This window comes from Pseudomonadota bacterium, from assembly GCA_023229365.1.
Classification (GTDB): Bacteria; Myxococcota_A; Polyangia; order JAAYKL01; family JAAYKL01; genus JALNZK01.
Genome location: JALNZK010000134.1, coordinates 1 through 6,668, shown reverse-complemented (window position 1 = coordinate 6,668; position 6,668 = coordinate 1). Strand labels below are relative to the sequence as shown.

Genomic DNA, 6,668 nt, shown 5'->3' with positions numbered 1-6,668 from the left:
CGTGCGCCTCGTCGATCCGGCCTCGCTCCTCTACGTCGAGCTCCCGCTCTCCGGCTTCGCGCCCGCGGACGGGATCGTCGTCATCGGCGACGCGGGGGAGGTCGCGGCCGACGTCCAGGACACCGTCGGCGTCACCGACTTCCCCGCGGGGCTCGCGTTCGCCGTGCAGCTCCTGGAGGCGTCCACCGTCGTGGACGCCGTGCAGGCGGGCGGCGCCGCGGGCCCGGGCGAGGGCGATCCCGCGTCGCTCGAGGGCGATCCGCGGTGCTTCATGCGGCCCGCGGGGATCGACACGAACGAACACCTTTTCGACTTCGTGGGGAACTGGGTGCCGTCGCCCGGCGTGTGACCAAGGGCGCGGTCCGCCTCGATCAGCCCTCGAGGCCCCGGCGGCGCTTCACCTGCTCCATCGCCCGGTCGTACTCGATCTTCCAGTCGAGCGTGCCCTCCTGCAGGTTCTTGATCTTCGCGCGCGCCTCGGCGTCGATCTCATCCTCGACATCCGTGTAGCGCTTGAGCACCGCCCGCATCTTGACCTTCAGCTCGTGGTCCTCGGCGTAGATCTCGTCGACGAACTGGCTGTGCATGAACACGCCGATCAGCTGATCCATGATGTAGTCGAGCGCCTCGTCGCCGACCACGAACCCGGCGCGATCCGCGAGCTGGCGCTTCACCTTCGGGAACGCGGAGTAGGGCATCCCCTTCTGCTCGCAGATGTCCTTCGCCTTCTCCGTGAGGTCGCGATCGTTGCGGATGTACTCCCTGAGCACCGCCCCGATGTCGAGCTGGACCTCGTCCGGCGAGTCGGTCTCGACGTCGCCCCCCTCGATGAGGCCCCGCGTGATCTCGGCGGCGATCAGGTCGACCTTGCCCGAGAAAAGCTTCATGACGGCGCGCCTTTCTGCGGGGCCGAGGGCCCCGCGGCAGCGGAGGTGTTGTAATCGCGCGGTCCGGCAGTGTCAACGAGGAACCGGACGGGCGGCGCGCTTCTCCTTGGACTTGGCGACGCTCTCGTACTTCGACGGGCACTTCGTGAGGATCTCGGTCGCGGCGAACTCGTCTCCGCCGGGGCGCAGCGCCCCTTCGACGACGATCTCGCGGCCGGGCAGCATCGTCTCGGGCAGGACGCCGCGGTAGGTCACGGTGATCCGCTCGCCGTTCTTCGCCAGCGCGAACCTGTACTCGTCGGTGCCGGGCCGGCGCTCCACCGAACCGTCCACGAGCAGCCCGTTGATCCGCACCGGCCGCGACTCGAAGCGCGCGCGCTCGGCGAGCAGCTCGTCGACGGTCTTGTAGTACACCATCCCGCCGCCGCCCACGGACGAGACGAGCAGGTAGGTCGCGGCGCCGACGACGACGACCGCGATCAGGACGATCTTGAGGATCCTCGGCACGCGCCCGCCTAGTCGCGCGGCTCGAAGCTCTCTACCGCCTTCGCGAGCTCCGCCTCGACGAGCGCGTACCTCTCGTACGGCCCCGCGGCCTCGACGAGCACGATGTCGTCCTCCACGACGAACAGCGTCTCGCCGAGCACCCAGTCCTCCGCGCCGTGCGGCAGCATGAACTCGACGGTGCACGCCTTGCGGCCGCGCGTCGTGTCGAAGCAGCGCCGCTCGCCCTTCTGGATGTAGCCCTGGGCGATCAGGTGGCGGGACATCGCGTCCGCCCAGAAGTCGAGCGACGCCTCGGGGTAGTTGTCGACCTCGCGCGCCTTGAGCATGACGCCGTCGGCGGTGATCCACTTGAACTCCCGCGACTCCTCGAACCTCTTGAACGACGCGGGCGGCGCCATCGAGTAGGGCGGGGCGCAGGAGGCGAGGGCGGCCGCCGCGACGAAGAGGGCTACGAGCCGGATTCCGATTGCGCGTGCCATGTCAAAAGTCTCCCAGGAAGCGGTCCAGGCTGACGGAGTTCAGCCACTCGAACGGCGAGTTGACGTAGACGATCCTGTCGCGCTCGTGGAACCGGAACGAGATGTCGACGATCGCCCATTTGGAGCGCTCCTCCGCGACCCGGAGCTGCCCCTTGATCTGCTCGATCTCCGCGACGATCTCCGTCATCGTCTGCTCGATCCGCAGAGTCGCCTCGGTGTTGGAGTCGTCGAAGAACCCGCGGAGCCGGCCGAGCATCTCCTTCTTGGACTTGAGCTGGCCCTCGAGCCGCGCGATCTCCTGCGTGAGATCCGCGCGCTCCAGCGTCTTCTCGAGCACGAGCCCCTGTTCGGCGATGAACGCGATGAGCTCCGAGAGCTTCTCGGGCGGCACCTTGAGCACGAGCGCGGCGTCCTCGACGAGGATGGGGAACCCGCCGAGCTCCAGGACCTTCTTCTCGAGCACCGCGCGCGCGTCGTCCGGGTTGATGACCTTCAGGATCATGCGCGACTCGAGGCTCGTCCGCCGCCCGCTCGTGTCCGGGGCCGCCGTCGCCTCGCCGCCCTCGGCGGCGTAGGGATCCTCGGGCGTCGGGGTCGCGGTGATCGGCGCCTGCGGCGTTGCCTGCTGCTGGGTGGCGGCGGGCGCCGCCTGCTTCTGCTTCGCCTTCTTCTGCTGCGCCGCGGCCGGGCACGCGACGAGCAGCGCGGCGACGGCGGCGAGGGCGATCGTCTTCATCTTCATTTCGTAGCGCATCACTGCACCTCGAACGTCGCGAGCGCCTTTATCACGGCGTCCTTGTGGGCCGCGAGCGCCTCTTCGTTGGGGAAGAACACCTCGAGCACGTAGAGGTCCTCGCCGCGCGCGGCCACGCCTATCAGGTAGTAGCGCGGCTGGACGTCCTCGCTCTTGTAGAGCTTGTAGGCGATCGGCCCCGAGTCGCCCTCGGCCTCGAGCTTCTCGGCGCGCCCCTCCATCTCGTGGTGCACGGCCTTGATCCAGTACGCGTTGTCGCCGCGCGGCTCGTTGTCCACGACCGCACCGCGGATCACCGTCGTGTCCGCGGACTGGGCGCGGTAGACGTCGTCCTTCTCGAAGAGCACGAACCCCTGCGGGAGCTCGAGGTCGAACTCGTCCTTGCCGTCCCAGAGCGTCGTGACGTGCGCGGCGAGCCCGCGGATCCAGGCGAACGGCGAGCGGTGCAGGTCGCCGCCGGAGTCCTCCATGATGGGCTCGAGCTCGATGGTGATCGTGAAGTAGTCCACGAGGTTCTGGAGCGTCGAGAGCGTCGACTCGATGAGCTCGATCTGCTCGGACAAACGCTTGACCTCCTGCAGGATGCGCAGCCGCTCCTCGACGTCCTCCGTCTTGGCGAGCAGCGCGATGAGCCGGCTCTGCGCCTCCTTGGCGACCGCGAGCCGCGCGCCGAGATCCGTGAACTGCTCGGTGACGTCGAGCGCCTTGATGCGCCTCTCGAGCAGCTCGCCGAGCTTCGCGAACTCGGCCATCACCGCGTCGAAGTCCTTGGCCGGGATGCGGACGACGACGACGCGCTGCGCGAGTGACTCGATGTACCCCTTCTGCGACTCGGTGATGCGCGTCACCTCGTCGACCGCCTCGAGGAGGCGCTTCACGCGCAGCCGCAGGTAGCCGGTGTACACGACCATCGGGACGTCGGGCGCGTCGCTCTTGGCGCCGGCGTTCTGGTTCGCCTGCCCGTCGCCGCTCTGCTTGGCCTTGTCGCCCGGTTCGTAGGGCTTCTTCTCGGGCGACGAGGGGCTCCCGAAGGAGGCGCCGTCGGCCGAGGTGTGCTTGCCCTGCACCGCGTCGTCGTCGAACTCGAACATGTAGTCCTCGGAGTCGACCGACGTCGACGCCGTCCCGGTGACCGAGGGGTAGGACTCGGCTTCGGCCACCATCTCGGGTGACGGCGCGCCGGCGTACGCCTGGTTGTACGACGGCTCGGCCTTGTACATGGCGCCGCCGCAGCCCGCGAGCGCGAGCGCGGCGATGAGCGCCGGGACGACGAAACGCGATCTTCGCATCGACCTTCTCCTCGTGTTGGTGGACGGAGCTCGAACGCTTCGACGCATCATACCTTCAAAGAATGCACGGGGGGCAAAGGGAAAGTGGGGCAGGGGCGGGCCGCACCCGAGCGCACGGTCGACCGACTGGTAACTTCAAGGCCCAATTTGGGGGTCGAGTTGACGGGTCAAGAAGTGCGTACCGCGGGTGCCACCGCTTCTCTCTCCGCCGCAACGGGTTCGATGCGGCACCACGATCGCGGCCGGAGCCCACGAAAATGTGCTCACGAGATAGCTGCTCTCCGGTCCAGATCAAATGAACGTCGGCCTCGCTTTCAGCCGCGCCCACGAGGAGCGCGGTCAGGATTCTCCTAAGCGACAAGTCGCTTCGGAGACAAGCCCGATGGGCTTCCTCGATTCCGCTTCGACAGCCCGAAGGGCTTCGTCATCCTGGCCGCGGCCCTCGTGGCCGCGGCACGCCGCGCCTTTTAACCGTGTGAAGACGGAGCCTTACCCGCAAGGCCCGGAAAACCAAAGAAGAAGTTCGCTCTCTCTTTTCACTTCTTTCTTCACCGATTTCCTCTCACGCCTTCGAGTTATGGCAGCATAGCGGCCACCGTCCAGAGTAGATCTGCAACGCGACGAAGGTCCATTATCGCGATTCTGTGTCGAAGTGTACGTCGTCTTCTGGGTGGCTTTCACCAGGGACCTTCATGTAGGTCTTAAGCCGAGGACGCCCCGTCCAGAAATCGATCCAGAGATCGCAGCCCCGTTGGCAATGCGGGCACGACACGGATCGCGAGAGCATGACAGACATTCCGAGCCCGATGAGACCGCCGATCAACATCACAACGCCGGTGACTGTCAGCATCGGAAAGATGATCTCACGCGGCCAGAAGAGCGGCGCCACCATCACGAATCCGAAGACGAGGAAGCCGCAGTAAACCCAAATGATCAGGGAGCGATATCGCACGGCGGCACCTCCTCAGATCCCGTCTCGGACGCAACGGACGAGCATCAGGTTGAGATCGGGATCTCGGTAGACGACGCTTCCGTAGGCGAAATCTACGGCCCAGCCGTCTGTGTAGTCATAGATCCCTGACGAGTAGATCCCCGAAGAGGACCAATACATCTGGCAGCCACCGCCGATCGCTGGGTCCCAAAAACAGCCGCCCGGTCCGGGACCGTCCATGCCTTCGCATCCGGCGCAGGCATCTCCACAGCACGCTGCCTGTAAGCAGTCGTCGGTGACGTTGCAGTCGCCGTCTGTCGCCGTCGCGTCGCACCCTCGGATGAGAGTGCGCAGCTCGGAGATCGTCGGCAGGCGCCAACCGCCAGAATACGAATCGCATGTGTTGATGGCGTCGGTCCAGAACTCGCCCAGGAAGTAGTCCGCTTCTTTCTGCCAACACAAGTTGGTTGAAGGATCGTACACACCGTCCACACTGCCCACGCCGTCGCACTCCTCGAGAGCCGGGTAGGTATCGGTATCCGTACCGGTGTCGCTTTCGGTGTCAGAGTCGGTATCGGTATCGATGTCCACGTCGGTGTCAGAGTCGGTATCGGTGTCGATGTCCACGTCGGTGTCTGTGTCGGAATCGCTGTCCGTGCCCGAGTCGCCGTGAAACTTGAGATCTTTGATCCCCGTGATCCCGTTGCAGCTCGCGGAAGCGACGATCGTGGCCATGATCAAAGCTGTGCGCCACATGTTCAGAACCTCCCTGCGACGGCGATCGCGCCGCCGTTCGCTGTCGGCACGGCGATCGGCGTCACCTGTGCCGTTCTCTCGTCTCGGTTCCACTTGGGTTCAAGGAACCACAACGCGACCCCTGCGGCGATTCCGACGGTCGCGACGACAACGAGCGCGTTGGTCGCGTTGCCGAGCGCTTCGACCGTTCTCGCCTTGTCCTTCACCGACAGCGGGCAATCTTTGCCGTCGCACTTGTCTTTCACGTCGGTTGCGCCCGAGATCGCGAGCCCGCCAGTTACGGCGGCAGCGATCGCGGACACGCCACCCACTCCGACGGCGACCCAGGTCCAGATCCGTTTGGGCTCGTTCCGAGGGGGAGGACCGCTTGGCTGCGTACCGTCGATCGCGGCAACGGCGTGTGCGTTGTCGGCGCTCACGGTGACCCGCTGGCCGCCCGCGACCGTGACGATCTCGCGGTACATCTCGTCCGTGCCACGCGAGATCCGGATCTCGTGCTCGCCAAGATCCACGAAAAGCGGCCCGTTGAGCGGCGTTTCTCCGACGCGTCGACCGTCCACGAACACGATCGCGCCGCTGGTGTCTGTCCCGACGACGACCGAGCCCACAAGTGCGTTAAGCCACGCGATCTCGGTGCGAACCTGTGCGCGCCGTGCTGCGTCGATCTGCTCTCCCCCCTCGGCGAGATAGCGAGTATAGGCGTTGAGCGCGGCGGCGAAGTGGCCAAGCTCGTTTTCGACCTGGCCCATGTTGAACAGGATCTTGAAGCTCGGTTTCAGCTCGTAGGCGCGGGAGAACGCGATCGCGGCCTTCTCGTACATGCCGCTATCGAATAGCTCCACGCCCGCGTCGAACTGCGCTCTTGCCTCGTCCTCTGCTTTTCTTTGCGCGCGCGCGACGGTAGCGAACGCGACGAGCGCGACCGCCGCAACGACAAACGAGACTTGGTTTTTCATTCTCCCCGCCGTGTGCCCAATAAAAAAGGCACCATGAAAAAGCAGCGCCCCTCCTGATAGCTTGTTGTTTGCCCAACACAAGCCAAGGAAGGAGGCGCTGCAAATGAAG

The 6,668-nt window shown here is 65.7% G+C and carries 9 protein-coding genes; 1 reads left to right on the top strand and 8 read right to left on the bottom strand.

The window, feature by feature from the left end:
- Window positions 1-349: hypothetical protein (locus tag M0R80_27350; protein MCK9463354.1), on the top strand; the 349-nt coding region annotated here is incomplete at its 5' end.
- Window positions 350-371: 22 nt separating this feature from the next.
- Here M0R80_27350 and M0R80_27345 read toward each other — a convergent pair.
- The 8 genes from M0R80_27345 to M0R80_27310 form a co-directional block, all read right to left on the bottom strand.
- Complete coding sequence (locus M0R80_27345) at window positions 372-887, bottom strand: DUF507 family protein (protein MCK9463353.1); 516 nt, start codon at window positions 885-887, stop codon at window positions 372-374.
- Between the two features lie 72 nt (window positions 888-959).
- Complete coding sequence (locus tag M0R80_27340; GenBank protein MCK9463352.1) at window positions 960-1,394, bottom strand: cytochrome c maturation protein CcmE; 435 nt, start codon at window positions 1,392-1,394, stop codon at window positions 960-962.
- Between the two features lie 8 nt (window positions 1,395-1,402).
- Window positions 1,403-1,873: a hypothetical protein gene (locus M0R80_27335; GenBank protein MCK9463351.1), complete on the bottom strand. Its 471-nt coding sequence runs from the start codon at window positions 1,871-1,873 to the stop codon at window positions 1,403-1,405.
- Window position 1,874: 1 nt separating this feature from the next.
- Window positions 1,875-2,627 (bottom strand): DUF4349 domain-containing protein, encoded by a 753-nt coding sequence (locus M0R80_27330; protein ID MCK9463350.1) that lies wholly within the window; start codon window positions 2,625-2,627, stop codon window positions 1,875-1,877.
- Window positions 2,627-3,916 (bottom strand): DUF4349 domain-containing protein, encoded by a 1,290-nt coding sequence (locus tag M0R80_27325; GenBank protein MCK9463349.1) that lies wholly within the window; start codon window positions 3,914-3,916, stop codon window positions 2,627-2,629. Before M0R80_27325 ends, M0R80_27330 begins: the two co-directional genes overlap by 1 nt.
- Before the next feature lie 631 nt (window positions 3,917-4,547).
- The gene (locus M0R80_27320) at window positions 4,548-4,868 is read right to left on the bottom strand and encodes a hypothetical protein (GenBank protein ID MCK9463348.1); all 321 of its coding nucleotides are present in this window, start codon (window positions 4,866-4,868) and stop codon (window positions 4,548-4,550) included.
- A gap of 12 nt (window positions 4,869-4,880) precedes the next feature.
- On the bottom strand, window positions 4,881-5,603 hold the full coding sequence (locus M0R80_27315; GenBank protein MCK9463347.1) for a DUF1566 domain-containing protein: 723 nt from the start codon (window positions 5,601-5,603) through the stop codon (window positions 4,881-4,883).
- A 2-nt stretch (window positions 5,604-5,605) separates the two neighbouring features.
- On the bottom strand, window positions 5,606-6,668 hold a 1,063-nt coding region (locus tag M0R80_27310; protein ID MCK9463346.1), incomplete at its 5' end, for a PEGA domain-containing protein.

Excerpts from the sequence above, each read along its gene's own strand:
- M0R80_27345 (MCK9463353.1), bottom strand. The coding sequence starts at position 887 with ATGAAGCTTTTCTCGGGCAAGGTCGACCTGATCGCCGCCGAGATCACG.
- M0R80_27330 (MCK9463350.1), bottom strand. The coding sequence starts at position 2,627 with ATGCGCTACGAAATGAAGATGAAGACGATCGCCCTCGCCGCCGTCGCC.
- M0R80_27325 (MCK9463349.1), bottom strand. The coding sequence starts at position 3,916 with ATGCGAAGATCGCGTTTCGTCGTCCCGGCGCTCATCGCCGCGCTCGCG.
- M0R80_27315 (MCK9463347.1), bottom strand. The coding sequence starts at position 5,603 with ATGTGGCGCACAGCTTTGATCATGGCCACGATCGTCGCTTCCGCGAGC.
- M0R80_27335 (MCK9463351.1), bottom strand. The coding sequence starts at position 1,873 with ATGGCACGCGCAATCGGAATCCGGCTCGTAGCCCTCTTCGTCGCGGCG.